The following is a 26,026-nucleotide window of genomic DNA, read 5'->3' as shown; positions in this document are numbered from 1 at the left end:
GATGTGCACCGCAATCCCCGTTGATTTATCCCGATGAAACCGAATCATAATCAATACACGTAAAGTGTCTGCGATCGCATTGTTAATAAATTATTAAAATCAGACTTGCTTTTCATGATTCAGAAAAGAACTATTAAAGGCAGGTTTACGTAACATATCTGGAGAAACACCATGCAGCAGTTAGCCAGCTATTTGTCCGGCACCTGGCAAACCGGCCGGGGCCGCGCCCGCACCATTCATCACGCCATCAGCGGCGAACCGCTGTGGGACGTGACAAGTGAAGGGTTGGATATGGCGCAGGCGCGTCGCTTCGCGATTGAGCACGGCGGCAAAGCGCTTCAGGCGATGACCTTTATTGAACGCAGTGCGATGCTGAAAGCGGTCGCTAAACATCTGATGGATCTGAAGGCCGACTTCTACGCCATCTCCGCCGAGACCGGCGCGACGCGCGGCGATAGCTGGGTGGATATCGAAGGCGGTATCGGCACCCTCTTCACCTATGCGAGCCTGGGCGGCCGCGAGCTGCCGGACGATGTGCTGTGGCCGGAAGACGAGCTGATCCCGCTGTCCAAACAGGGGGGCTTTGCCGCTCGCCACGTGCTGACGTCAAAGTCCGGCGTCGCGGTGCACATCAACGCCTTTAACTTCCCTTGCTGGGGCATGTTAGAGAAGCTGGCACCCACCTGGCTTGCCGGGATGCCGGCGATCATCAAACCGGCGACCGCGACCGCTCAACTGACGCAGGCGATGGTGAAAGCGATTATCGACAGCGGTCTGGTGCCGAACGGTGCCATTAGCCTTATCTGCGGCGGCGCGGGCGACCTGCTCGACCACCTCGACAGCCAGGACGTGGTGACCTTTACCGGCTCGGCGCATACCGGGCAACAGCTGCGCGTGCATCCGAATCTGGTGGCGAAGTCTGTCCCCTTCACCATGGAAGCGGACTCGCTGAACTGCTGCGTGCTGGGCGACGATGTCACGCCAGAACAGCCGGAATTTGCGCTGTTTATCCGTGAAGTGGTGCGTGAGATGACCACCAAGGCCGGGCAGAAATGTACCGCTATCCGCCGCATTATCGTGCCGCAGGCACAGGTTAAAGCGGTGAGCGACGCGCTGATCGCCCGTCTGCAAAAAGTGGTGGTCGGCGACCCGGCGCAGGAAAGCGTGAAGATGGGCTCGCTGGTCAATAGCGAACAGCGTCAGGACGTGCAGGATAACGTTAACCGTCTGGTGGAAGCGGGATGTGAAGTGCTGCTGGGTGGCAAAGCGGATCTCAGCGCGGCCGGGGCATTCTTCCCGCCAACGCTGCTGTTCTGCCCGCAGCCGGATGAGGTTTCAGCGGTACATGCGATTGAAGCCTTTGGCCCGGTTGCCACCCTGATGCCGTATCAGAATACCGAACACGCCATGACGCTGGCCCGCGCGGGCGAAGGCAGCTTGGCAGGCACGCTGGTAACGGCAAGCGGCGAACTGGCACGCGAATTTATCCTCGGTGCGGCCCGTGCGCATGGGCGTATTCAGGTGTTAAACGAAGAGTCCTCGGCGGAGTCCACCGGCCACGGCTCCCCGCTGCCGCAACTGGTACACGGCGGCCCGGGGCGTGCGGGCGGCGGTGAAGAGCTGGGCGGCCTGCGCGCGGTGAAACATTACATGCAGCGCACTGCCATTCAGGGCAGCCCAACCATGCTGGCGGCGGTAAGCCAGCAATGGGTACGCGGCGCGCAGGTTGTGGAAGACCGTATTCACCCGTTCCGTAAGTACTTCGAAGAGATCCAGCCGGGCGATAGCCTGCTGACCCCGCGCCGTACCCTGACCGAGGCGGACATCGTCAACTTCGCCTGCCTCAGCGGCGACCACTTCTATGCCCATATGGACAAGATTGCCGCAGCCGACTCTATTTTTGGCGAGCGCGTGGTACACGGTTACTTCCTGATTTCTGCTGCGGCGGGTCTGTTTGTTGACGCGGGCGTCGGCCCGGTTATCGCCAACTACGGTATGGAAAACCTGCGCTTTATCGAGCCGGTTAAGCCGGGCGATACCATTCAGGTGCGCCTGACCTGCAAGCGTAAAACGGTCAAGCGCCAGCGCAACGCGGAAGAGAAAGCCACCGGTGTGGTGGAATGGTCGGTGGAGATTTTTAATCAGCATCAGCAGGCAGTAGCGCTGTATTCCATTTTGACGCTGGTTGCGCGTCAGCACGGGGATTTCCCGGCGTAAGACCCCGGCGTCGGCTGCGCCTCGGCCGGGCTACAAAATGAACTCGTAGCCCGGCCGAGCGACGCGACGCCGGGAATGCACCACATTAAAACCCAATGCCTCTGCGGAGGCATTTTTTGTAACTGGCAAAACTGACAAACAACCTGGCAAGCGCAAGCAAACGCTGCGTGACGTTCCGCTGTTAGCTTAAGAGACTGAAGCCGAAGTAGCAGCGGCAAGGCACAACATAACGATAAAATGAGGTCACAATGTCAACAGGCTCGATTCGTTCAAACCGTAAAACAGCGCTGGCGCTGGCCGTCGCCCTGTTCTGCGCCTGGCAAGCTCCGGCATTCGCCCACGGCGGCGAAGCGCATATGGTTCCAATGGACAAAACCCTGCAAGATTTCGGCGCGGACGTACAGTGGGATGATTACGCGCAGATGTACACGCTGATGAAAGACGGCGCGTTCGTGAAGGTAAAACCGGGCGCGAAAACCGCCATCGTCAACGGCAAAACCCTGAACCTGCAGGTGCCAGTGGTGATGAAAGACGGTAAAGCGTGGGTTTCCGATACCTTTATCAACGACGTTTTCCAGTCTGGCCTCGACCAAACCTTCCAGGTTGAGAAAGTGCCGCACCCGCTGAACTCGCTCTCTTCCGCTGAAATCAGCGAAGCGGTCACCATTGTGAAAGCGGCACCAGAATTCCAGCCGAACACCCGTTTTACCGAAATTTCCCTCCACGAACCTGACAAACAGGCCGTATGGGCATTTGCTTTAAAAGGCACCCCGGTTAATGCCCCGCGCACCGCCGACGTGGTGATGCTGGATGGCAAACACGTAATTGAAGCCGTGGTTGACCTGCAGAACAAGAAAGTCCTCTCCTGGAAACCGATTAAAGACGCGCACGGCATGGTGCTGATTGACGACTTTGTCAGCGTGCAGAACATCATTAACGCCAGCACCGAATTCGCTGACGTGCTGAAAAAACACGGTATCAAAGACACCACCAAAGTGATCACCACCCCGCTGACCGTCGGTTACTTCGACGGCAAAGACGGCCTGAAGCAGGACGCGCGCCTGTTGAAAGTGGTGAGCTATCTGGATACCGGCGACGGCAACTACTGGGCGCACCCGATCGAAAACCTGGTGGCGGTGGTTGACCTTGAGCAGAAGAAAATCATCAAGATTGAAGAAGGCCCGGTGATTCCGGTGCCGATGGAATCCCGTCCGTTTGATGGCCGCGACCGCGTCGCTAAATCAGTGAAACCGCTGGATATCATCGAGCCGGAAGGCAAGAACTACACCATCACCGGCGATATGATCCACTGGCAGAACTGGGACTTCCACCTGCGCCTGAACTCCCGCGTGGGGCCGATTCTCTCCACCGTGACCTATAACGATAACGGCACCAAGCGCCAGGTGATGTACGAAGGCTCGCTGGGCGGGATGATCGTGCCTTACGGTGACCCGGACGTGGGCTGGTACTTCAAAGCGTATCTCGATTCAGGCGACTACGGCATGGGCACCCTGACCTCGCCAATCGCGCGCGGTAAAGACGCGCCGAACAACGCCGTACTGCTGGATGAGACCATTGCCGACTACACCGGCACGCCAACCACTATTCCTCGCGCCGTGGCGGTATTCGAACGCTACGCCGGACCGGAATATAAGCACCAGGAGATGGGCCAGCCGAACGTCAGCACCGAGCGCCGTGAACTGGTGGTGCGCTGGATCAGTACCGTAGGCAACTACGACTACATCTTCGACTGGGTATTCCACGAAAACGGCACCATCGGCATCGATGCCGGGGCGACCGGCATTGAAGCGGTTAAGGGCGTGAAGGCGAAGACCATGCACGACCCAAGCGCCAAAGACGATACCCGTTACGGCACGCTGATCGACCATAATATCGTCGGCACCACCCACCAGCATATTTACAACTTCCGCCTCGACCTCGACGTGGACGGCGAAAATAACAGCCTGGTGGCGATGGACCCGGAAGTGAAGCCGAACACCGCGGGCGGCCCGCGTACCAGTACCATGCAGGTGAACCAATACACCATCGACAGCGAGCAGAAAGCGGCGCAGAAATTTGACCCGGGTACGATTCGTCTGCTGAGCAACACCACCAAAGAAAACCGCATGGGTAACCCGGTGTCGTACCAGATTATCCCTTACGCTGGTGGTACACACCCAGCGGCGACCGGCGCGAAGTTTGCCCCGGACGAGTGGATTTACCACCGCCTGAGCTTTATGGATAAGCAGCTGTGGGTGACCCGTTATCATCAGGAAGAGCGCTATCCGGAAGGGAAATACCCGAACCGTTCCGTTCACGATACCGGCCTCGGCCAGTACGCGAAGGATGACGAGTCGCTGACCAACCACGATGATGTGGTGTGGATCACCACCGGCACCACCCACGTGGCGCGCGCCGAAGAGTGGCCGATTATGCCAACCGAGTGGGCCCACGCGCTGCTGAAGCCATGGAACTTCTTTGACGAGACCCCGACATTGGGTGAGAAGAAGAAGTAAGTTGTGATGTTAAGACGGCCTCAGCGATGAGGCCGTTTTTTTGTGCTCGAAGCAGGGTCCGGATTACATCCGACGGGTAGCCCGGCCAAGCGCAGCGCCGCCGGGACCGCCCCCAATATCAACCCGTTAAACTTTTGTTTTCCCGCCGTTCTAAAATACGCTATCGTCATCCTCAATCTGGCACCGCCCAGCCGTATAGCAACGGCACCGCCCTGCGCTATGGACCCCTTGCTTATACCCACGAGGTTAGTCATGCAACAGCATGTCAGATTTGGCCGTATCGCGGCCGTGATCCCCGTTAAAGATATCCAGCTCGCCAAAGCGTTCTACGTTGATGGACTCAATTTTGAAATCGTTTTTGAAAACGGCGATCCGGTGGGGTTTGTGATATTGAAGCGCGAAGCGGCGGAACTGCATTTGACGCTCCAGCCGCAGCATAAAGCGGCTGTCTTTCCTATCGCGCACCTGCTTGTTGATGACGCTAGCGCCCTATTCGACCGTTGTCAGGCGTTAGGGGCAAGGATCGTCAAAGGGATTCAGGATAAGGATTACGGTATTCGCGCTTTTGTGTTCGCTGACCCGGATGGGAACCGGATTGATGTTGGGCAGATTATTGGGGAATAACGGTTGTAGGTAGCTCGGCTGAGCGAAGCAGCGCCCGCTATTTACAACAAATCCAATAAATCTCCGGATTATTCAACTTCTGTTGGACCATAAGAAACAGGAAAGCACAGTCCGTTGCCAGGGCATGAAGCTTAATGTTTTCAGGGCTGCAATAGCAGCCCTGTTCCAGAGGCCGGCATTCCACATTTCTGCTTAATTTGATTTGCATCGTTTTAGAGGCTGTAATCCGCTATTTGCTCAGGCAAAAGATCAGGCAGAGCAATTGTTCGGCCTTCTTCATCAACAAATTCAACCATGTAAGCCAGATATGGTTTTTCATGTATGAATACGATGGCACCCAGCATGCCTTTAGTTAACCCTATATCCGGCAAATCTTCTGCTAACACAACCACCTCAAACTCTTCTCTTCTCATGGATTACATCTCACTTAACGAAAATCGTTGTCATACGTGGAACGGCAGTATCAGGTTCTCTCTGGAGGAAGATAATCACTCATTTGGTCTGGTAACAATGCGGGCAGAGCAATTGTTCGGCCTTCTTCATCACAGAACTCAACGAGATAAGCAAGTGTAGGGTTTTCAAATACCACGACTATCGTCCCGATCATCCCTTTTGCTAAACCTTCCTCAGGCAAATCCTCAGCTAAAATTACGACATCAAATTCGGCTCGTTTCATCATTAGCACTCTCATTTCACAAAAATAGTGGTTAGCCTTGGTACTAACGAATCTGTTTCATAGATCCAGCCCGTTCGAACTATCGCTGTTTCGCCATTTACCCCCAAAATGGGGATGTCTACAGACATTTTTTGCCCAAAATTTATTGGGTCTAGCATCTTCGCTGGTGCCGACAATATCCCCTCCTGAACTCGTAGACCTAAAACGTCAGCATTCGTTGGGCTATAACCCAGCGCTGACTGGAACACCCTCGCTTTATGCCCTCCAGTTGGATGAGTAGGGTTTAAAGAATAAGTAGATAGCTTTCTGTAATCGACAACAGCATGTTCGGCATTTAGTAATGTTCCTGACTCAGAGATAAATCCCCTTAAAGCTGGCGATTCAAACGTGGGGATTTTGCTGAATGTCGATAACTCTTCTAATTCTCCAGCTACGTTAATTCTTCCCATCGCCAGCCCGGCGGCGACAGACGCTGCGGTAATCAATAATCCCTTGTTGTCCATGACCTGGTCATAACCTGCTGGCGCATCGCCACCGAGCTGCTGTGCGGTCTGGTTGAATCCCTCAATGTTACCGTTGTAGATACCACCCGCAGCCAGAAGACGTCCAGCTGCTTTGCTGTTGATAGTTTTACCAGCTTGGGCATGCTGTATCGGAACATCGGAATAGTGATGTTTAATGGTCGGAGACGGCTTTCTTCCCTGATGCTCGCTGAGGCTATATTCATAGATTTGACGCACTGCCTGCTGAAAACCCTCGCTATAGGTATCCATGAAGCAGTCATAAATCAGATTAATGTCATCATCGAAATAGAATGGATTACGGAAGTGGTCCCATTTTTCCTGGGTGTCTACGCCTACCATCCAGCCGTGATCCAGATTCCATTTCACGTCATCGTAGAGCCCGTCGTATTCAGTAAGTCGCTTGCGTTTATAGGGTTGAGCCGTGAATCGGTGGTAAACCCCTCTTCGTCGCTTCGGAAGGCTGTGAGGCAGAATACGACCTCGCTGGTCGTACTCCAGGTAATCCAGTTCGTAAAAGATGCTCGCCATATCCAGGGCATCCCGAGGTGACAAAATGAACTGAATATCTCCTGGAGCCAGTTACCGCTCGGCGTCCCACCTCATGTAAAGCGTGAACATTCCGTTTCTTCCTTTTCCATGTTTTCGATAAGGATTCTCTCGTTGAAGCGGTGAAAAATCAAACGGATTGGTTTTGTGGTTGAACTATTTTGAGTTTGCTAGCGGGAGAATAACCATCTTCCCGGCGCACTATTGCTACTCAAACCGCCATGAAGTAAGTAGGTCCTTGCCAATGACCGCTCCGTGCCAGAAGCGGACATTGAAATGTTGAAGTAATTTTCTAAGATAATGCTAATCTTCATATTTGCACTTATTCGACTCATAGGCATGAATATAAAAATCAAGTAATATCAATACAATGCAGAGTTTCATTTTTTACATTTCATTTGGCATCAAGAATGCAACTAAAACTATCTTGAATCCAATTGAAGATAAAATGAATTATTATGCAACTCAATAAGATCTGCATCCCACAAGCTATTCTTGAACAGTAATTCTTTTAATTTTACATAATCTTCATTTGAATGCAAAGTATACGAGGTAAAGGCTGAGTAAGGGCGATCGGATTGACAGGCTTGTAATAACTTAGTCATGCCATTTCTTAATTGATCTAAATTAGATGATGTTTTTTTCAAATCAGATAATTGCTTGTTTATTTCATTTGAAGCCGCAAATCTTGAATATACAACACGAGTGTCATCATTAAGGTAAAGTTTCTCTATGGTATTTTCCCCTTTAAGATCTTTACTATATAGTCTGAACGCTTGCTGCTTTAAATGGAGTCTAGGATCATCATCATATGGGTTAATTATTGGTGTTAAATTGACATCTAAAGTCCATTTCTTACGGTTGCATCGTCCGCATGAAGGAAGCAAATTCTCCCATTTTACTACATCATCCGGGTATTTATCTTTATCTTTGAAATGCTCAACCTGCATATATGAATCTTCTTTTTGCAATTCACATTCACAATATGCACACTTATACGAACTGCTCTTTAACAGAGCGTCTCCAATTGATTTTGTTTTCCAGATAACTTTTGATTTATCTTTTTTAAACTCTTCAGTTAATTCTTTCACTTTAGAGTCAGTGAGATAATTAGGCTTCAATGCCCGTTTTAGCTTAATCATTTTCACCATCCCGGATTTGATCTAATTGCATTTTGAATACGGGACGAAGTGGATATTGAGGATGTAGCATTTTGTCCAGTTCTTGGAAAGCCGATAGTGCCTCTTTTTTATCTTCCTTATCAAGTGCAATATCAAATCTTCTCTTAATCTGGTTATATTTTATAGTCCTTAAATCTGGCATGCCCATGATGTCTTCAAGTATCTCTTCAATCGTCCATCCTTGATAACCATAATTTGAGCTTGGGAGAGGTCTTTGGCTAACGATTCCATCAATACTCCTTTCAAGAGCTATAACCTCTCCATATGCAGCAGTTTGAACAACATGAGGACTATGTGTTGTAATGAAGATTTGAGCTTTAGGAAAGATAACTTTCAAAATACCACATATTTTCCCTTGCCATTCTGGATGAAGATGAAGTTCAATTTCATCAATTAAAATTATACCTTCATAACATGAAGCTGATATTTTGTCTTTCTCAAAACGATAATCAATTTCTTTAATCAATCCTAAAAGAATAAATATTGTCGACTTAAAACCTGAGGATAGATATTCAAGATATATTTCGCCAGTAGGTGTCGTCAAAAAAATCTCATTTTTTGTATCAAGGCGATTGAATGAATAAGTTGAGTTTAATATGCTAAAGCATCTTTTTGAAAGCTCTAAATTTTCTAACTGAGTATTTGATAAGTGATTTTCATGCTTGCTATGTAATACCCTGTTTAAAAACCAATCCTTGATGTCTTCATTATTAATACCCGAAGTGCTATAACGAGAACGGTTCTCAATTTCTGGGTCGGATTTTATTGAGCTAACCTTTTTGTAGTTAATGTCTCTATTGGTCCTAAGATATAGAAGCTTGTTTTTATTTGCTTCATATGAATTATTTGTAATGTATTGATCGTTTGCACTTGGTTCGAATTTTTTTATTTGGACCTTGAGCGTGGAAGTTTTAGGGACAACATCTTGAGTGATGTTTATTTCAATTAAACCGTTTTCACTTCCAGATTTTTTGCTAATGATGTTTTTGTCGAACTCACTAAAGCACGATGCTATAGAGTCCAACACATTTGTTTTCCCAACACCATTCTCTCCACAAATTATATTTATCTGCTGATTTAAATCTTCCAATACAAGATTTGAAATCCCACCAACATTCATTATTTTTATACTATCTATCTTCATACTATTATCCCAGCTTTTAATAGTTAAAATATATGGCATTTCAATGCCGTTATGGTTAATTATACCAAGATCTTTAAAAGATATTAAATTTTTTCCCGGCACCATAAAGCATTAATGTCATTACACTATGAAATTCATTTATTTTCAATCTGTATTGGTTGCCAGTTTTGAAGCTGTAATGTCCGCTCCTCGCTCATAGCGGTCATTAACTGGTAAATCATCGCTCTCCCCATCCCCCTACGGCACCATTACCGTTTTCATTTCTGCGATCCTCCTTCCAGCTCCCACTATTGCCCACTCCCTCTAACCGCTGTATCCTGTTGTTGTACCAGCAAAATCAGGTACCGGGATTAGCCTCCTGACCTAACTTCATCGGAGAAACGTGCGTATGTCGTTCGCACAGTTACCATCTCAATGGTAGGCCAGCGAGGCATCGAAAGATGCACCGGTATCGATGAGTCGGTCGTTTTAAGACCGTCTGATTTAGCCGCCAATGAGAGAGAAAAATCACTTATCGGAGGCTGCCCCCATGGCAACACCCCTCACCCCAACTACCGTACCCGATTTCACCCACTGCGAGTTTTACTCCTTCGTTGAAGGCCGCGCCGTTCACCTCGGCGGTGATTGGCTCTCTCAGGCCGGATTTATCGACGGCATGCCCGTTAAAGTCCGCGTGATGAAAGATTGTATTGTGATTACCCCGCAGAATACCCGCGAGCTATGGGGCTGCATTGAAGGCATGAGCGTGGCGAATATCAACCAGCGCAAAGTGAAAGCCTGGCTGAAAACCTTCCCGGGCGCGTTGAACGATAGCGGGGATATTCCAGCGATTAAGCGGAGTAGAACGGGCGGGAAATTCTGACAACGATCGTAGTCCGGTCGAGCTCGGAGCTGTTCCCGGCGGCGCTGCGCTTGGCCGGGCTACGGGAGCGGTAGCCCGGGCGATATAGCCGTAGCCCGGCCGAGCAACGCGACGCCGGGATGAGACCGACGCCCAGACGTTCAGGATTGGCCGCTACCCGGCATCAACGGCTAGCCTCTCGGCCAGATCTGCGGAAACAGCGGAGAGTCGAGCGGTTCACCGTCGCGCAGCGTCAGTTCAGGAAACGGTGGCGAGGTCACGCCACCGCGGTCGGCAAAGGAGGCGTCATCACCCACCCAGCGGGCGGAAAAAACGCGTCGTGAATGCGCGGTATGATTTCCTCGCGCGCCATGAACGGTGCGAAAATGAAACGCCACGGCATCTCCCGGCTCCAGATCCCAACTGACAATATCGTAATCCGCTTCGTGCGCGTCGATATCCGGCAGCGAACGAAAACGCGCGTGGTCGTAAAGTTTGGTACCGTTGAAGCGGGTTGGGCTGAATTCAGCCTCCCATAGGTGTGAGCCGCGAATACAACGCAGCGACGTCGCCTGTGCGACCGGATCCAGCGGGATCCAGAAACTGACGTTCTGCCGTCCAGAAACGCAGTAATAAGGCTGGTCGTGATGCCATGGTGTCACCGTGCTGCCACCCGGCTGCTTCACCAGCGTGTGTTCGTGAAAAAACTTCGCCGTCTGCGACTGCATCAGCGTAGCGGCAATCTCTGCCGCCGCCGACTCAAAGACAAAATCCTCAAACTCCGGGATTCGCGACCAGTTACAGTAGTCCTGGAAAAATGGCGCAGACCCGTCTTTAGGGATCACCGTGCGCGCATGGCCATATTCGCTGGGGTTGGCCATCAGCGCCGCTACGCCGCTGGAGAGTCGTTCAATCCACGGCGTAAATGCGCCTTTTAATAACACCACGCCATCGGCCTGCCAGCGGTCGATAGTGTGTTGATCAATACGTGCAGCGCGTTCATTTTGCATCGCTTACGATCCTGTGTTGAGTGTTCGGTTGAGGAAACTACGGTTAGTCGCGCATCCAGGCGCACAGGTTCTCCAGCATCTGCATGCAGCGTTCGATCTGCGCAATGCTGATGTACTCATCAAGCTTGTGACCTTGCGCCATACTGCCCGGCCCGCAAATCAGCGTGGCGACGCCCACCTCATCAAATAATCCGCCTTCGGTGCCAAACGCCACGGTCGAGAAATTATCGCTGCCGCACCACTGGGCCAGCCCACGGGCGAAGTCTGACTGCGGGTCGCTGAGCAGGCCCGGATAATGGCTTAACGGCTGAAACTGGATATCGCTGCGTGCCGCTACCCGGCGCATCTGCGGCAGCAACTGCTCTGCATATTCCGCCAGCGACGCGGTGACCGTTTCGGGATCCACACCGGGCAGATAGCGAATCTCAAAATCAAACCAGCAGGACTGCGGCACAATGTTCAGCGCCGCGCCGCCGTGAATCGTTCCCACCTGTAGCGTGCTGAAGGCGGGCGAAAAGCGCGGGTCTTCATGGTGTGCCAGCGTCTCACCCAGCACATCCAGTCGGTTAATCAGCTTCGCGGCATAGTTGATAGCGTTAACGCCCTGCGGCGCATAGGCGGAATGGCAGGCCTGTCCTTCCACGCAGCAGCGCATCGCCAGCTTGCCTTTATGGCCGTAGACCGGCTGCATCTCCGTCGGTTCGCCAATAAGGCACAGCGCCGGTTTTTCCGGCGAGGCTTCGAGATGCGCCACCAGGCTGCGCACGCCGAGGCAGCCTACCTCCTCGTCGTAGGAGAACGCCAGATGCAGCGGCATCCGCAGCGGAGCGTCCAGAAACGCCTCGACAGAGGCCAGCACGCAGGCGATAAAGCCTTTCATGTCGGCGCTGCCGCGTCCGTAGTAACATCCGTCGCGTTCGGTTAAGGCAAACGGCGGCACGCTCCAGTTCTGCCCGTCGACCGGCACCACATCGGTATGACCGGAGAGCATCACCCCGCCCGGCCCGGATGGGCCAAGGCGGGCGTAGAGATTGGCCTTGCCACCGTCTTCATTATAAAAACGCTGGGATACAATGCCGCGCGCGGCCAGAAAATCGGCAATCCAGTCAATCAGCGCAAGATTGGACTCGCGGCTGGTAGTATCAAAGGCCAGCAGTACGGCGAGAATATCGCGCGCGGTGTTATTCATCGCCCGGTACGCCGTAAGACGGGGCATCGCGCGGGTCCAGCGCGCGGGTAATATAGGCTTCCATCTGCGGTTCATAGGCGAGCCACAGCTGCTCCAGCTTGGCAATCGGATCGTCATCTGCCCAGTCGACGCGAAGATCGACCACCGGCCAGGCGTAATCTTCCACTACTTTCACCGCCGCTGAATGTACCGGCCCGGCTTCGCCACCGGCGGTAATGCCGGCGCGTAACCCGGCTATCAGTCGGCTCGCCAGTTCTCCGGTGGCGTTTTCAAAGGCTTCGACCATCGCGGCAATCACCCCCCGGTCCGCCAGCATATTCCCCGCCGCCACACAGTTTTCGCCCGCCAGCGTTTCGCCAATGCCCAGCGTGTGTTCGCCGCTAAAAGTGGCAACGTCGCCGCTGGCATCAATCACCGTCACCTGGCGGTATTCACTAAAGCGATCCTCCGCCAGCGCGCGGTTGAGCGCCTGTTCGACCGAATTGCCCGCCTCCAGACCGCCGAGAATATGCGGCCCCAGCGACGGCAGCGTAATATTCTGGCTGGAGACCGCGCCCACCCCGGCTAGCAGCCACGGGCAACGCGCGCCTACGGCAATGCTCGAAGAGCTAATCGCAATGCCTAGCTGCCCGGATTCCGGGCACAATGCTGCAATTGAAATTGTCATTACGCCACCTCGCTGTTCCAGTCGTCAGGGATTACCGCCGTCACGTCAATCTCCATCAACCACTGCGGCTGCGCCAGCGCCGAGACCACCACGCCGGTCGAGATAGGGAAAACACCTTTCAACCACTTGCCCACTTCCTGATATACCGGCTCGCGGTAGCGCGGGTCGATAAGGTAGGTGGTGGTTTTCACGATATGCGTCAGGTCGCTGCCCGCTTCTTTCAGCAACTGCGCCACGTTCTTCATCGCCTGCTCGGCCTGCGCGCGCGGGTCGCCAAGGCCAATTAGATTGCCGTCAAAGTCGGTACCGACCTGCCCGCGTACGTACACGGTGTTGCCCGCGCGCACCGCCTGACATAAATCGTTGTTCAGCGACTGGTTCGGGTAGGTCTCTTTGGTGTTAAACATGCGAATACGGGTATGGGTTGGCATCGTTGTATTCCTCAATTCACGGGTTATCAGGATGGCTGGTAGTGCTGGTATTGGCGCTGGATGGCAATCTGGTCGGCGATGTATTTCGCGTCGTGCCATACGCCCCAGATAAAGGTCGAGCCGCGGCGCGAGAGCCACGGCAGCCCCAGAAAATAGACGCCCGGCTCGCTAGAGACGCCGCGATGATGCTGCGGGCGCTGCGCGTCGTTAAAGGCGTTAACCTTCAGCCAGCGGTAATCGGTGGTGTAGCCGGTAGCCCAGATAATGGTGGTGATCCCCGCCTGCATCAGATCAAGACTTAACAGCGGTTCAGTCACGCACGCCGGGTCTAGCAGGAACTCGCGGGCCGCGGGCTCTTCAGGAAGAGAGAGACCGTTGCGAGCAACGTAGGCGTCCGCCGCATCGAGCAGCGCCAGGTAAGAGTCGTCACCGCGCTGAATGTTGTCGGCCAGATCGTTGTGGAAAGTGGCGGTTGCGCCGTCAAACGATTGGGTTTGACCGACCAGCGTGACGCCCTGATGGGCAAGCTGGCGGAAATCCACGGTATGGCCGCCGCGTGCGCCGCTCACCGCAATGGTGACGTGCTCTTTGCCCGGCTGATTTGCCGCCGCATCCCACAGCCCGAGCACCCCAAGCCACCAGCAGAAATCACGCTCACGATAGCGGCGCGGTGGGCGGTCGTGGGCGCCAACGGAGAGCCATACGTTACGACCTGCACGCTGTAATTCATCGGCAATTTGTACGCCGGAAGAACCTGCACCAACCACCAGCACACCGCCGTCAGCGAGTTGCTGCGGGTTGTAATACTGCGCGGAGTGGATTTGACTGATGGCATCAACCTGCGGGGCGATCGCCGGGATCGTCGGGCGCTGGAACGGGCCGGTGGCGGCGACGATACGCTGCGCTTCAATCACCCCTTGTGAGGTTTCCACGCGAAAACCCGGACGGCCCTTCAGGCGTTCAGCGCTATAGACCTCAACGCCAGTACGGATGGGCGCGTTAAAGCTACGGGCGTAGGCCGCGAAATAGTCCGCAATCTGCTCTTTGGCGACAAAGCCGTCGGCGTCGCAGTCCGGAAACATCATGCCGGGGAAGCGGTCGTGCCAGGCCGGGCCGTTGGCAACCAGCGAGTCCCAGCGGCCGGTACGCCATGCCTGGGCGATGCCCTGTTTTTCCAGCACCAGATGGGGAATATCAAGCGTCGTCAGATGTTCGCTCATGGCGACGCCCGCCTGCCCCGCGCCAACCACAAGGGTATCGATTTCGGTAATATGTTCTGTCATTTTTCTGTCCTTCAAGCACGGTTGCCGACGATATCGACGGAATTGACAGAACTCAGGTTATGTAACTGTGAGGAAATCGTAAAATATTATAAAACGATCGTCTGAATAGAATTTTATGAGGGTAGCCGTAATGCTATAAAATAAGCCCGCAGGTTATGCAGGCATTATTTCAAGCGCGAGAAGGGGTTAATTCAATACTGCGACAGTAATCCATAAATAGCTGCGTGGGTCGCGTTGGTTCATTATTCGCCAGATGCGCCATAATTAATGTTGATGCGGGCATTTCATCGATAATATCTCGCTGCACCACCCTTTCACCGTCGTAGGTCATATCGCAACATGGGCGCGTCACCAATACCGAAAAGCCTAATCCTTGCCCCACCATACAGCGGACCATTTCAATAGATGGCGAGCTGTAGGCCACTTCCGGGTGATAGCCTTTTTCTTTAAATATCGAGATAAAATAGTTTTTACTCGGGACGGCATCCAGCAGAATCATCGGTTCGCGGCTTAATTCCTGTAACGTCACCGCCGGTTTTTGCGCTAACGGATGCGAGGCAGGCAATAACGCATAGGGTTTATGCGGCGCGTTCAGGCGCTCTTTGTTAATCGAATGCCCCAGTTCGAGATCGTAAACCAGCGCTAAATCAAACCGCCCACGATGCAGGCCGTGCATTAATTCATGCTGCTCGCCGTCATATAAATGCAGGGTGATTTCCGGGTACAGTTTTTTAAACCCAGCCACCAGTTTTGGCATATATAGCGGGGCTACAGACTCAAAGCAACCCACTGATATCATGCCGGAAACCAGCTCTTTATCGGCCCGAGAGTTCTGCTCAAACTCCCATGACAGGCGCAGCAGGTCTTTGGCTTTGTCGTAGATACGGCGGCCGCTGGAGGTGAGCGACACCCCCTGTGCATGGTGGCGAATAAACAGCTGTTGGTCAAAGGTGCTTTCCAGGTTTTTTATCGCAATCGAAATTGATGGCTGTGCAATATGCAGTTGACGAGAAGCTTCGGCGATACTTTCCGTCTCCACGACCGTCACAAAGTACTTCAGCTGTTTGAGTGTAAATCGGTTCATCGTGTCACCATTGATAAAATATTGTTCATCGCCTGTCGGGAATAGTTTCCTGCTATGACGTTGCAATCTGCATGCCATTTACCAAAAAAGAGGTACTCATCCCTGATACGGAGTTCTGATATTTATCTACGGTTATTTTTTAAATATCAAAAATAACTTATTGCACCATGGCGAACCATGCTGCACTATTATCACGCAATGTCTGCCCCGATAACGTGCAAATATCACTCCCCGCCTTAAATAGCGTTATTCAATTTCAACAATTGTTTTTTAATTGTTTCAGTTTAGTATCGCGATAATCACTTTACATTCCATAACGTTAATACCGTTGCATAGTTTTTTTAAACTTAAAGACCAAAAATTTACTAATTGCCTCGTTCTAGGTCCTGCCAGCATAGTGTTATTGCACGATGAATATCGGCGACGTCAGATTAATGCACCATTGCGTCGCTTCCATTTCTGTTAATTATGGCGAGTAAATAGCCTATGACGTTTAACTGGAACTACATGTTAAGCCTGCTTAGCGATGTTGATTTTTGGCAGGCCACCTGGACCGTCATTAAATTAAGTCTGCTGACCTGGGGCTGCAGTATTGTGCTGGGGTTTATTCTGGCGCTGGCTAAACAATCGCCACGAGCCTGGTTGAGCGCGCCCGCCCGACTTTATATCTGGCTATTTCGCAGTATGCCGCTGCTGGTGCTGTTGATTTTTGTCTACAACATGCCGCAGGCGCTGCCGTCGGTTGCGCCATTGCTTAACGACCCCTTCTGGGCCGGGCTGATAGCAATGGTATTAAGCGAGGCCGCCTATATTGCGGAAATTCACCGCGGCGGGCTGCTCTCTATTCCCCGTGGGCAAAGCGAAGCCGCGCGTGCACTGGGCTTACGTTACGCCGGCATTCAGTGGCGGGTCATTATTCCTCAGGCGCTGCGCGTCGCACTGCCGTCACTTGCCAACGAATACATCGCCATTGTGAAGCTGAGTTCGCTGGTGTCAGTTATCTCACTCACCGAAATTCTGATGGTTGGCCAGCGCCTTTATTCGCAGAACTTCCTCGTGATGGAGACGATGGCGGCGGTCGCCTTCTACTACATCCTGATCGTCACGGTATTCGACTTCCTGCTCAAGTGGCTGGAGAAATACCTCGACGTTACCCAACGTAAAACGACCCGCCAGGTTGATGCTGAAATGCAGAAGCTGGCCACCGCGCAGCGCCCGGCGATGGCGCGTAGCGTAGCCACCGCTGAAGAGCCTGCGCTACAGGCCTCGAAGCTGCACAAAGCCTATAACAATGTCGAAGTGCTCGGCGCGGTGAGTCTCAAGATCCAGCCAGGGGAAGTGGTCTCGGTCATTGGCCCATCCGGCTCCGGGAAAACCACGCTCATCCGCCTGTTGAACGGCCTGGAGCAGATTGATAACGGCGAAATCAGCATCAACGGCCAGCCATTTATTCACCTTGAGCGTCAGGGCCAGCAGAAGCCGCGCTTTATGGAAGACGCTAAGCATCGCCTGAATATCGGCATGGTGTTCCAGAGCTTCAACCTGTTCCCGCACCTCACCGTGCTCGGCAACCTGCTGCTCGCCCCGCGCTACCACCGCCTGGCGAGTGACGGCGAGTTGCGCCAACACGCCTGCGAGCTGCTGCATAAGGTCGGCATGCTGGAGCATGCGTGGAAGTACCCGCACCAGCTTTCCGGTGGCCAGCAGCAGCGTGTGGCAATTGCCCGTGCGCTGATGATGCGCCCGCAGATCATGCTGTTTGATGAACCGACCTCGGCGCTCGACCCGGAAAAAGTCAACGAAGTGCTGCAGGTGATTGAATCCCTGGCTCATGAAGGCATCACCATGGTCATCGTCACCCACGAGATGAACTTCGCCTTCAAAGTCTCTGACCGAATTGTGTTTATGGAAAAAGGCCGGGTGGTCTGCGACGACACGCCGCAGGCCATGCGCAACGGACAACACCCGCGCGTCGACGCCTTCCTGAAAGATGTCTCTTTGGCTTAATCATTCGTACTTGAAGAGGAACCACTATGATCGCGCAATGGCAAATCGAGCAGTTTCATCAGCAGGGTTATCTGGTTGTCGAAGGGGTGCTTTCCAGCGATGAAATCGCCGCATTGCAGACCGATTTCGACGGCTGGGTGGAAGAAAGCCGCGCCCACGACGCGGTGTGGGGCGAGACGCAGGACGGCCGCCCGCGCTTTGATCTCGAGCAGGATCATTCGCCGGAGCACCCTTCTTTGCGCCGCGTCACCTCACCGACCGAGATCTCCGCCGCCTATCATCACGCAGCGCTGAACTCGCGGATGGCGACCATCGCCGCCCAGCTTATCGGCGGCAGCGGCACCCGTTTTCATCACAGCAAAATTAACTCCAAGCTGCCACACACCGCTACGCAGGTGAAATGGCATCAGGATTTTCTGTTCACCCCGCATAGCAACGACGACATCATCACCGCGCTGCTGATGGTGAGCGATGTCACCCCGGAGAACGGCCCGCTGAACGTGGTCCCCGCCAGCCATAAAGGGCCGCTGTGGTCGCACTGGCAGGACGAGCGCTTTACCGGTTCGGTGGATACCGATGTGGTCGACACCCACTGCCAGCAGCCGCAGGCCTGCTTTGGCCCTTCGGGCTCCGTCTGCTTTATGCACACGCGCCTGCTGCACGCCTCTAGCCCTAACGAGACCGCGCTGCCGCGTACGCTGTTCATCAGCGTGTATGCCGCCGAAGACGCACTGCCGTTTGGTGAAAACCCACTGCCGAGCGCCCACGCCGGGCAACTGGTCGCCGGTACCGAGAGCGGTCTCGTACGCAGCACCGTGAACCAGCTTCGTCTGCCGCAGAAACCGCGCGGCGCATCCTTCTTCGTTCAACAGGCCGGTGTCGACAGCGCCAGCATGTAATTTGCTCATTTTCCTGGAGGTTTTATGACACGTTCTACCGCACTGCGCCCTGTTGCCCTGCTTCTTTGCGCCGCTGGCACGCTGACGTCCTTTAGCGCGCTGGCCTTCCAGCACGACGGCAAACTTACCGCCGGCTCGGACATGACCTTTTTCCCGTATGAATATATGGAGAACAACAAACCAGCTGGGTTCGATATCGAGTTTCTCGCGGGCCTTGCAAAAAGCATGGGCCGTGAAGCGGTCAACATCGATACCCGCTTCCCGAACCTGATCCCCGGCTTGCAGGGCGGTCGCTTCGATATTACCAACTCATCAATGTACATCACCGCCGAGCGTCTGAAGGTGATTGATATGGTGCCGTACCTGAAAAGCGGCGAAGCGATTCTGTCGCTGAAAGGCAGCGACTATCAACCCAAAACCCCGGAGGAGTTCTGCGGCCATAAAATTGGCTCGATGGGCGCAACCTCCTGGCTGGCGCAGCTACAGAAGCTCTCCGTCGACTACTGCGTGAAAAAAGGTCTTAAGCCGATTCAACTGAGCGAATACACCACCGACCCGCAAACCACTCAGGCGATGCTCTCCCGTGCGGTGGAAGCACAGATCACCGATGCGGCGGTTGCCCGCGGGGTGGTTGAGAAGCTCGGCGACCGCGTGGTTATCTCCTCCGAGACGCTTATCTACCCGGTGCTGAACGGCTATGGCGTGAAGAAAGGCAATACCGAGGTGAAAACCGCTCTTGAGGAAGGTCTGAAGAAATTCAGCGCCACGCCGGAATACGCTGCGCTGCTGAAGAAATACAATTTCCAGGCACCGAGCGCTGAGGACCTGCAAACCCTGATGCCAAAAGCGGAGTAATCACTATGCGCTACTCGCACGAAGAGCAAACCCGTATCGATCTCGCGGTGACCTTTCGCATCATCGCCCAGCTTGGGATGCATGAGGCGGTCGCCAACCATTTCAGCGCGGCGCTCTCTCCCGACGGAAAAACGTTTCTGCTGAATCCGAAGTGGAAACACTTCTCGCGCATTCGCGCCAGCGACCTGCTGTTGCTGAATGCCGACGATGAAAGCTGTGCGGCGCGCCCGGACGTTGATGCCACGGCGTGGGCGATCCACGGGCAGATCCATCAGCGCCTGCCGGACGTGCGAGTGGTGCTTCATCTGCACCCGGTCTACACCACCAGCCTCGCCTGTCTGGCAGCGCCGCAGATCTTGCCGGTTGACCAGAACACTGCTCGCTATTTTAACCGCGTCGCCGTCGACACGCTGTACGGCGGTATGGCGGACACCACCGCCGAAGGCGCGCGGCTAGCGGGGTTGTTGGCGGATAAACGCCGCCTGCTGATGGGCAACCATGGGGTGCTGGTGACGGCACCGAATATCGGCGAAGCGTTTGATGATATCTGGACGCTCGAACGCGCCTGCCAGATTTTGATCACTGCATGGTCAACCGGGCAGCCGCTGAAGATACTTTCCGACGAGGTGGCGGAGAAGACGGCGCTGGATTGGGAGAAGATTGCGGACTTTTCGAGACGGCATTTTGAGGAGATGAAGGAGATGGTGATTGAGGGGGATCGGTCGGTGTTGGATTGAGAAAATGCGGCCCGGGAAACTGGGCCGAATGCTTTCTTCAGAAGGGGTTTAGCGCGGGTTTGTGAGCCTGTTTTGTACCAGGACCAAATGTTGATGCCAGTGTGTTGAGACATAGCCCCAGCAATGGCAGTCGCTTGATGCTTATCTCTCTACAAAAAATAAATATCATCAATTCTGTAGAGAAAAAAGGAGTGCGCTTTGGATATTATTTTTCATATCCGTATAAATTAATCCTACCCGACAAATACTCACCCAAATAAACCTCACTGATTTTATTGAAGCCTTGCTTTATAACTTCTCGTTCTAACCAATCACTGTCCTTATTAAGGATTTCAAGTAAATCATGGTTTGCCAAACCATCCACTATAATAGGGTAACGTATATTCTCATCACCACTTTGTATAATAGTTAACTGCCCATTCTGCTCGAGAACAACACGCTTTAATTGTTCTATTTCATAAATGCCATTTGCTCTTAGTTTGAACATCAAGTCATTTGCTGAAACACCATTGCGTAAACACTCTTTAACATCAATACTGCCATTATGTACCAAAGTAATAGGTTTACCATCGATGATTCTTTTAACTAACCGATTATTCTCTTTCAAAAACTTAAGAACAAAGACGAGAAATGTCCATATAATTAACACGAGAACGAACTGTAGTACTGTTATCGACTCATTGTAAATTACGCCACCGATAATCCCACCAAGTACATAGTTTTGAACCTGATCCATTGCGGATGACGGCGCCAGATTCCCTTTCCCCATGAGGTTTATTTGTATAATTAAACACAGTATTCCTAGCCCCAGCTTTATAATAATAGGTGTATAAATTAGCATTTAAAACCCTCAGTTTTTTATGATTTCTATTTCTGGATTTACTAACGAAACCGCCACTAAGCTGTATGTTTTTTGGTCCGGGCTTAAGTTAATGCGATAATAAAGATCGTTAATCTTAACGATAATACCATCCGACAGTTGCACTGAACTGGAAAATATAGAATTAACACTCACTGCTTTTTCTTTTGATAACAACCTAATGAAGTTAACCATTTGTGATGACTGGGAGTGTATATTTTGGCTATCAGTATAATCAGCATACTGAACACCAGAAATGAAGAGCAAGAATAAGAAGACGATAATCGTTAAATCGCGGTATTTCGTTTGCAGACGATGGCGCATATACAGGCTAAAAACCACAATCAGGATAAATAACGCACTAAATATAATGATGTATTTTAAATAATCATTGATGCTAGACTGCATTTGTAGATAATCGATACCATAAAATCTCATAAATTTATAATCCCTAAACCCTCAAGACCCCGTTTTCATTATAGTAACACATAGTCTCTTTCTGCTCTGATAAGACGCACGGTAATCGATGAATCGGCCATGCAACCAGCCAAGATTCGCGGAGGTAGTGCATGTGATGCCTGATGGCAGCGCTCCTATGAACCAAAAAATACATCGCTGCGTACACGGCATTATTCATACAGCGATGCTTTTTCACGATTCTATTTTTAAATGCCAACTCCACATCCAATACCACCCTTTGATATTTTCATAAAAAACAACACGTTAATGGTACCAGCGTGGTGGCATTTTATTTCTAATTGTAATGATAACCATTCTCATATTAATATGACCGCGTGATAATTAACTTTTGATGTACTGCGCATGTCTGACCACGCCACTACCACTGCTTCCTTAACGCTCGAGTCGCTTTATGGCACCCATCACGGTTGGCTGAAGGGCTGGCTGACGCGCAAACTCCAGTCGGCCTTTGACGCCGATGACATTGCCCAGGACACGTTTATACGGGTAATGGGCAGCGACACGCTCTCAACGATCCGCGATCCGCGCTCCTTTCTGTGCACTATCGCCAAACGGGTGATGGTCGACCTGTTTCGCCGAAACGCGCTGGAAAAAGCCTATCTGGAGATGCTGGCGCTGATGCCGGAAAATCTCGCGCCTTCGCCCGAGGAACGCGAGAGCCAGCTCGAAACTCTGCAGCTCATCGACAGTATGCTTGACGGGCTGAGCGGAAAAACACGCGAAGCGTTTTTGCTTTCGCAACTGGATGGCATGACGTACAGCGAAATAGCGCTAAAGCTCGGTGTTTCTGTCAGTTCAGTGAAAAAATATATGGCAAAAGCTATCGAACATTGTCTGCTTTTTCGTCTGGAGCATGGCCTGTGAGCGCCTCTATCACCGACTCTCGCCGCCAGGCACTGCGCTCGGCGTCACACTGGTATGCCGTATTAAGCGGCGAACGCGTCAGCCCGCAGCAGGAAGCGCGCTGGCAACAATGGTATGAAGAGGACAAGGATCATCAGTGGGCCTGGCAACAGGTTGAAAATCTGCGCAGCCAGCTCAGCCATGTGCCGGGCGATGTCGCCAGCCGGGCGCTGCGTGATACCCACCTAACCCGTCGTCATGTCATGAAAGGGCTCTTGTTGCTGCTCGGCGTGGGCGGCGGCTGGCAGCTCTGGCAATCTGAAGCCGGTGAAGGTCTGCGCGCGGACTACCGCACCGCCAAAGGCGCGGTCAGTCATCAGCGGCTGGACGATGGCTCGCTGTTGATGCTCAACACGCAAAGCGCCGCAGACGTTCGTTTTGATACGCGTCAGCGCGCAGTTCATCTCTGGTACGGCGAAATTGCGATTACTACCGCAAAAGACGCACAGCAAAGACCTTTCCGCGTAATGACTCGCCAGGGACAGCTCACCGCGTTAGGCACAGAATTTACCGTCTATCAGCAGGACAACGCCACGCGCGTTACCGTTCAACAACATGCTGTCGAAGTCATACTGGCAAACCGTCCGCAGGAAAAACGCATCGTAAATGCTGGCGAAAGCCTGCTATTTAGCGCGTCTGAATTTGGTGCCATAGCATCAGCAGATGATGAAAGCGACGCCTGGACGCAGGGGGTTCTGAGCTTCAGCGATAAACCGCTGGGTGAAGTGATTGCCACGCTCGGCCGTTATCGTAACGGCGTACTGCGCTGCGATCCGGCTGTGGCCGGGCTGCGCCTGAGTGGGACGTTCCCGCTAAAAAATACCGATGCCATTCTGGATATTATCGCTAAGACGCTTCCAGTTAAAATTCAATCGGTTACGCGGTACTGGGTAAACATTTCGCCGCTGTAAGAAAAATAATTCTCATTTCGATTGTCCTTTTTCCCCTTCTCATTCGACTCATAGCTGAACACAACAAAAATGATGATGGAGAAGGTATGACGCCTTTACGCGTTTTTCGCAAAACGACACCTTTGGTTAACGCCATTCGCCTGAGCCTGCTGCCGCTGGCCGGATTATCGTTATCCGCCTTCGCAGCACAGGTTGATATCGCACCGGGTTCGCTCGACAAAGCCCTTAACCAGTATGCCGCACTCAGCGGAATTACCCTGTCGGTCGACGCCAGCCTGACGCGCGGCAAGCAGAGTAACGGTCTTCACGGTGACTACGACGTCGAAACCGGGCTGCAACACCTGCTGAACGGTAGCGGCCTGCAGGTGAAGCCGCTCGGTAATAACAGCTGGACGCTGGAACACGCGCCAACTCCGCAAGAAGATGCCCTGACCGTGGTGGGCGACTGGCTGGGAGATGCGCGTGAAAACGACGTATTCGAACATGCTGGCGCGCGTGACGTTATCCGCCGTGCAGATTTCGCGAAAACCGGCGCGACCACCATGCGCGAGGTGCTGAACCGCATTCCTGGCGTCACCGCCCCGGAAAACAACGGCACCGGTAGCCACGATCTGGCGATGAACTTTGGTATTCGTGGCCTGAACCCGCGCCTCGCCAGCCGTTCAACGGTACTGATGGACGGTATTCCGGTACCCTTTGCCCCTTACGGCCAGCCGCAGCTTTCACTCGCGCCCGTTTCGCTCGGCAATATGGACGCCATCGATGTGGTACGCGGCGGTGGCGCAGTGCGTTACGGGCCGCAGAGCGTGGGCGGCGTGGTGAACTTTGTCACCCGCGCCATTCCGCAAGACTTCGGTATCGAAGCCGGCGTGGAGGGCCAACTCAGCCCAACATCCTCACAGAATAACCCAAAAGAGACGCACAACCTGATGGTGGGCGGCACGGCGGATAACGGTTTTGGTACCGCCCTGCTTTACTCCGGCACACGCGGCAGCGACTGGCGCGAGCACAGCGCGACGCGTATCGACGACCTGCTGCTGAAAAGCAAATATGCGCCGAACGACGTGCATACCTTCAACAGCCTGCTGCAATACTACGACGGTGAAGCTGATATGCCCGGCGGTCTATCCCGCGCGGATTATAACGCAGACCGCTGGCAGTCCACTCGCCCTAACGATCGTTTCTGGGGGCGTCGCAAGCTGGCAAGCCTCGGCTATCAGTTCCAGCCGGACAGCCAGCATAAATTCAATATTCAGGGCTTCTATACCGAAACCCTGCGCAGCGGCTACCTGGAGCAGGGTAAACGCACTACGCTTTCACCGCGTAACTACTGGGTGCGCGGCATTGAACCACGCTACAGTCAGAGCTTTATGGTGGGCCCTTCCGCGCACGAAGTGGGCGTGGGATACCGCTATGTGAGCGAGTCGACGCATGAAATGCGTTACTACACGGCCACCAGCAGCGGACAACTGCCGTCCAGCGCTAGCCCTTACGATCGTGACACCCGTTCCGGTACCGAAGCGCACGCCTGGTATCTGGATGACAAAATCGATATTGGCAACTGGACGGTCACACCGGGTATGCGCTTTGAACATATCGAGTCATACCAGAACAACGCCATCAAACGCACACATGAGGAAGTGAGCTATAACGCCCCGCTTCCGGCGCTAAACGTGCTTTATCACCTGACTGACAGCTGGAATCTTTATGCAAACACCGAAGGCTCGTTCGGCACCGTACAGTACAGCCAAATTGGCAAGGCTGTGCAAAGCGGCAATGTGGAACCGGAAAAAGCGCGAACCTGGGAGCTCGGTACCCGATACGACGATGGTGCGCTGACGGCGGAAATGGGGCTGTTCCTGATTAATTTTAATAATCAGTACGACTCCAACCAGACCAACGACACCGTGACCGCGCGCGGTAAAACGCGCCATTCCGGACTGGAAACCCAGGCCCGTTATGATCTCGGCACGCTGACGCCAACCCTCGACAACGTTTCCATTTACGCCAGCTATGCGTATGTGGATGCTGAGATTCGTGAAAAAGGCGACACCTACGGCAACCAGGTACCGTTCTCGCCGAAACACAAAGGCACATTGGGCGTGGACTATAAGCCGGGCAACTGGACTTTCAACCTGAACAGCGATTTCCAGTCCAGTCAGTATGCGGATAACGCCAACACCGTGAAAGAGAGCGCCGACGGCAGTACCGGTCGCATTCCCGGCTTTATGCTCTGGGGCGCTCGCGTCGCCTATGACTTTGGCCCACAGATGGCAGACCTGAACCTGGCATTCGGCGTGAAAAATATCTTCGATCAGGCGTATTTCACCCGCTCTTACGACGACAACAATAAAGGCATCTACGCAGGCCAACCGCGCACGCTGTATATGCAGGGTTCGTTGAAGTTCTAAACCCCGTTTACCCGGCCTGCATACTGTTTCT

At 53.0% G+C, this 26,026-nt stretch carries 23 protein-coding genes and 1 pseudogene; 11 read left to right on the top strand and 13 right to left on the bottom strand.

What is annotated here, in order from left to right; all coding sequences use genetic code 11:
- Window positions 1–171 precede the first annotated feature (171 nt).
- The 3 genes from paaZ to ACH1XZ_RS05200 all read left to right on the top strand — a co-directional run bounded on the left by paaZ (window position 172) and on the right by ACH1XZ_RS05200 (window position 5,357).
- Window positions 172–2,217, top strand: coding sequence for a phenylacetic acid degradation bifunctional protein PaaZ (gene paaZ / locus ACH1XZ_RS05210; protein WP_395594605.1), 2,046 nt, complete (start codon window positions 172–174; stop codon window positions 2,215–2,217).
- 248 nt (window positions 2,218–2,465) lie between these two features.
- Window positions 2,466–4,733, top strand: coding sequence for a primary-amine oxidase (gene tynA / locus ACH1XZ_RS05205; protein WP_395594604.1), 2,268 nt, complete (start codon window positions 2,466–2,468; stop codon window positions 4,731–4,733).
- A gap of 42 nt (window positions 4,734–4,775) precedes the next feature.
- Window positions 4,776–5,357: a VOC family protein gene (locus tag ACH1XZ_RS05200; RefSeq protein ID WP_395594603.1), complete on the top strand. Its 582-nt coding sequence runs from the start codon at window positions 4,776–4,778 to the stop codon at window positions 5,355–5,357.
- 212 nt (window positions 5,358–5,569) lie between these two features.
- Here ACH1XZ_RS05200 and ACH1XZ_RS05195 read toward each other — a convergent pair whose 3' ends face one another.
- The 5 genes from ACH1XZ_RS05195 to ACH1XZ_RS05175 form a co-directional block, all read right to left on the bottom strand.
- Complete coding sequence (locus ACH1XZ_RS05195; RefSeq protein ID WP_395594602.1) at window positions 5,570–5,770, bottom strand: DUF4926 domain-containing protein; 201 nt, start codon at window positions 5,768–5,770, stop codon at window positions 5,570–5,572.
- Window positions 5,771–5,820: 50 nt separating this feature from the next.
- Window positions 5,821–6,036 (bottom strand): DUF4926 domain-containing protein, encoded by a 216-nt coding sequence (locus ACH1XZ_RS05190; RefSeq protein WP_395594601.1) that lies wholly within the window; start codon window positions 6,034–6,036, stop codon window positions 5,821–5,823.
- Window positions 6,037–6,044: 8 nt separating this feature from the next.
- Entirely contained in the window at window positions 6,045–7,085 is a 1,041-nt protein-coding gene (locus ACH1XZ_RS05185) for a DUF6883 domain-containing protein (protein ID WP_395594600.1), read from the bottom strand.
- A 440-nt stretch (window positions 7,086–7,525) separates the two neighbouring features.
- Window positions 7,526–8,245: an HNH endonuclease gene (locus tag ACH1XZ_RS05180; protein ID WP_395594599.1), complete on the bottom strand. Its 720-nt coding sequence runs from the start codon at window positions 8,243–8,245 to the stop codon at window positions 7,526–7,528.
- Window positions 8,238–9,533, bottom strand: a complete 1,296-nt coding sequence (locus ACH1XZ_RS05175) for an AAA family ATPase (RefSeq protein WP_395594598.1) — start codon at window positions 9,531–9,533, stop codon at window positions 8,238–8,240. Before ACH1XZ_RS05175 ends, ACH1XZ_RS05180 begins: the two co-directional genes overlap by 8 nt.
- A gap of 505 nt (window positions 9,534–10,038) precedes the next feature.
- On the opposite strand from ACH1XZ_RS05175, the pseudogene ACH1XZ_RS05170 reads away from it, so the two are divergent.
- Window positions 10,039–10,290, top strand: a pseudogene (locus tag ACH1XZ_RS05170) (SymE family type I addiction module toxin); the annotation flags it as partial.
- A 170-nt stretch (window positions 10,291–10,460) separates the two neighbouring features.
- Here the strand turns inward: ACH1XZ_RS05170 and ACH1XZ_RS05165 are convergent.
- From ACH1XZ_RS05165 to ACH1XZ_RS05140, 6 genes are all read right to left on the bottom strand, one after another.
- On the bottom strand, window positions 10,461–11,279 hold the full coding sequence (locus ACH1XZ_RS05165; protein WP_395594597.1) for a phytanoyl-CoA dioxygenase family protein: 819 nt from the start codon (window positions 11,277–11,279) through the stop codon (window positions 10,461–10,463).
- 43 nt (window positions 11,280–11,322) lie between these two features.
- Window positions 11,323–12,468 carry an acetylornithine deacetylase gene (gene argE / locus ACH1XZ_RS05160; RefSeq protein WP_395594596.1) on the bottom strand — a complete coding sequence of 382 codons (1,146 nt, stop codon included), beginning with the start codon at window positions 12,466–12,468 and terminating at the stop codon, window positions 11,323–11,325.
- Window positions 12,461–13,135 carry a DUF1028 domain-containing protein gene (locus ACH1XZ_RS05155; RefSeq protein WP_395594595.1) on the bottom strand — a complete coding sequence of 225 codons (675 nt, stop codon included), beginning with the start codon at window positions 13,133–13,135 and terminating at the stop codon, window positions 12,461–12,463. The genes argE and ACH1XZ_RS05155 overlap by 8 nt, the downstream gene beginning before the upstream one ends.
- The gene (locus ACH1XZ_RS05150; RefSeq protein WP_185666251.1) at window positions 13,135–13,566 is read right to left on the bottom strand and encodes a RidA family protein; all 432 of its coding nucleotides are present in this window, start codon (window positions 13,564–13,566) and stop codon (window positions 13,135–13,137) included. The genes ACH1XZ_RS05155 and ACH1XZ_RS05150 overlap by 1 nt, the downstream gene beginning before the upstream one ends.
- 26 nt (window positions 13,567–13,592) lie before the next feature.
- The gene (locus tag ACH1XZ_RS05145; RefSeq protein WP_395594594.1) at window positions 13,593–14,849 is read right to left on the bottom strand and encodes a flavin-containing monooxygenase; all 1,257 of its coding nucleotides are present in this window, start codon (window positions 14,847–14,849) and stop codon (window positions 13,593–13,595) included.
- A gap of 169 nt (window positions 14,850–15,018) precedes the next feature.
- On the bottom strand, window positions 15,019–15,933 hold the full coding sequence (locus ACH1XZ_RS05140) for a LysR substrate-binding domain-containing protein (protein ID WP_395594593.1): 915 nt from the start codon (window positions 15,931–15,933) through the stop codon (window positions 15,019–15,021).
- A 486-nt stretch (window positions 15,934–16,419) separates the two neighbouring features.
- Between ACH1XZ_RS05140 and ACH1XZ_RS05135 the strand changes: the two genes are divergently transcribed.
- From ACH1XZ_RS05135 to ACH1XZ_RS05120, 4 genes are read left to right on the top strand one after another with little or no spacing between them, the layout of a single operon-like run.
- The gene (locus ACH1XZ_RS05135; protein ID WP_395594592.1) at window positions 16,420–17,940 is read left to right on the top strand and encodes an amino acid ABC transporter permease/ATP-binding protein; all 1,521 of its coding nucleotides are present in this window, start codon (window positions 16,420–16,422) and stop codon (window positions 17,938–17,940) included.
- 26 nt (window positions 17,941–17,966) lie between these two features.
- Window positions 17,967–18,839: a phytanoyl-CoA dioxygenase family protein gene (locus tag ACH1XZ_RS05130; RefSeq protein WP_395594591.1), complete on the top strand. Its 873-nt coding sequence runs from the start codon at window positions 17,967–17,969 to the stop codon at window positions 18,837–18,839.
- Window positions 18,840–18,863: 24 nt separating this feature from the next.
- Window positions 18,864–19,694, top strand: a complete 831-nt coding sequence (locus tag ACH1XZ_RS05125; protein ID WP_395594590.1) for an ABC transporter substrate-binding protein — start codon at window positions 18,864–18,866, stop codon at window positions 19,692–19,694.
- 5 nt (window positions 19,695–19,699) lie between these two features.
- Window positions 19,700–20,431: a class II aldolase and adducin N-terminal domain-containing protein gene (locus tag ACH1XZ_RS05120; RefSeq protein ID WP_395594589.1), complete on the top strand. Its 732-nt coding sequence runs from the start codon at window positions 19,700–19,702 to the stop codon at window positions 20,429–20,431.
- Between the two features lie 205 nt (window positions 20,432–20,636).
- Here the strand turns inward: ACH1XZ_RS05120 and ACH1XZ_RS05115 are convergent, their stop codons facing one another.
- Together ACH1XZ_RS05115 and ACH1XZ_RS05110 are read right to left on the bottom strand one after the other, a co-directional pair.
- Window positions 20,637–21,272, bottom strand: coding sequence for a DUF421 domain-containing protein (locus ACH1XZ_RS05115; RefSeq protein WP_395594588.1), 636 nt, complete (start codon window positions 21,270–21,272; stop codon window positions 20,637–20,639).
- A gap of 9 nt (window positions 21,273–21,281) precedes the next feature.
- On the bottom strand, window positions 21,282–21,728 hold the full coding sequence (locus ACH1XZ_RS05110) for a DUF3290 domain-containing protein (protein WP_395594587.1): 447 nt from the start codon (window positions 21,726–21,728) through the stop codon (window positions 21,282–21,284).
- Between the two features lie 384 nt (window positions 21,729–22,112).
- On the opposite strand from ACH1XZ_RS05110, the gene fecI reads away from it, so the two are divergent.
- From fecI to fecA, 3 genes are all read left to right on the top strand, one after another.
- A complete protein-coding gene (fecI, locus tag ACH1XZ_RS05105) occupies window positions 22,113–22,634 on the top strand; it encodes a ferric citrate uptake sigma factor FecI (RefSeq protein ID WP_395594586.1) in 522 nt (173 codons plus the stop codon).
- Window positions 22,631–23,584, top strand: a complete 954-nt coding sequence (gene fecR / locus ACH1XZ_RS05100; RefSeq protein WP_395594585.1) for a ferric citrate uptake sigma factor regulator FecR — start codon at window positions 22,631–22,633, stop codon at window positions 23,582–23,584. Before fecI ends, fecR begins: the two co-directional genes overlap by 4 nt.
- An 86-nt stretch (window positions 23,585–23,670) precedes the next feature.
- Window positions 23,671–25,995: a TonB-dependent Fe(3+) dicitrate receptor FecA gene (fecA, locus tag ACH1XZ_RS05095; RefSeq protein WP_395594584.1), complete on the top strand. Its 2,325-nt coding sequence runs from the start codon at window positions 23,671–23,673 to the stop codon at window positions 25,993–25,995.
- Window positions 25,996–26,026 lie beyond the last annotated feature (31 nt).

This window comes from Kluyvera chengduensis (assembly GCF_044197065.1).
GTDB classification, from domain to species: Bacteria; Pseudomonadota; Gammaproteobacteria; order Enterobacterales; family Enterobacteriaceae; genus Kluyvera; species Kluyvera ascorbata_C.
Note: the sequence above shows the minus strand (reverse complement) of the source record. Positions and strands in the feature narration are given on the sequence as shown.